Origin of the sequence: Dietzia sp. B44, from assembly GCF_014145245.1 — a bacterium.
Lineage (GTDB): Bacteria > Actinomycetota > Actinomycetes > Mycobacteriales > Mycobacteriaceae > Dietzia > Dietzia natronolimnaea.
Window position 1 is genome coordinate 1 of sequence record NZ_JAALEF010000487.1, and the last position, 1,077, is coordinate 1,077.

At 74.0% G+C, this 1,077-nt stretch carries 1 protein-coding gene; it reads right to left on the minus strand.

Translation table 11 applies throughout. The features are described 5' to 3' along the window. A partial coding sequence (locus G6017_RS14590; protein WP_182618005.1) for an AAA family ATPase occupies positions 1 to 1,077 on the minus strand: 1,077 nt, incomplete at both ends.

Sequence of the window (1,077 nt, forward strand, 5' to 3'; positions counted from 1 at the left end):
GGCTCGGCGCCGTCGAGCTCGGTGAGCAACGCCGCCACCACGCGGTCCCCGACCCCGGAGTCCCCGGACTGGCCGCGGCGGGGAGCGAGGGCGTCGATCTCGTCGAGGAACACCAGCGACGGGGCCGAGTCCCGGGCCTTGCGGAACAGATCCCGCACCGCCTTCTCCGACGAGCCGACCCACTTGTCCATGAGCTCGGCGCCCTTGACCATGTGCACCGTCAGCCGGCCGCTCGCCGCCAGCGCGCGGACGACGAAGGTCTTCCCGCAGCCGGGAGGGCCGTAGAGCAGGACGCCCCGCGGGGGCTGCACCCCCAGACGCTCGAACGAGTCGCGGTGCTGGAGCGGCCACAGGACCGTCTCGGTGAGGGCCTGGCGCACCTCCTCCATGTCGCCGACGTCGTCGAGGGTGATCGATCCCAGGCTCAGCTCCTCGGTCCCCGAGCGGGACAGCGGCCGGATCACGGCGATGGCGCCCATGAGGTCGTCCTGCTCCAGGCGGGCGGTGACAGCCTCGTCGTCCGCGCCGCGGTCGCCATGTATACCGTTGCCGTTGCCGTTGCCCGCGGCGCGGCCGGCAGCTCGCAGCGCGGCCTCACGGGTCAGTGCCCGAAGGTCCCCCGCGACGTAGCCGGGGGTCCGATCCGCCACCGCGGGCAGGTCCAGCTCTCCCGAGGGCACGTCCCGCAGCAGTACCCCGAGCAGTGCGGCACGATCCGCGGAGCCGGGTAGTGGCAGGTCCAGGACGCGATCGCAGACGTCGGGCTCCCTGAGCCGGGCGTCGGCGTCCTCCGGGCGAACACACGTGGCCACCAGTACCGAGCCCGGATGCGCGACGACGGAGCGCAACCGGTCCAGCACCAGGGTGGAGACCGGCTCGGTTTGCGCGGGCAGCAGCGCGTCCACATCGGTGACGAGCAGGATCCCGCCGTTCTCCCGGGTCCGCTCGGCGGCGGCCCGGACGGCTTCGAGTCGGCCCGCCGGGTCCAGGGACCCCACGGACGGGCCGTCGAGCACCTCCAGTCGTCGGTCGCCGGCGACCGACCGCACCAGCGTGGCCTTGCCCACCCCGGGCGGG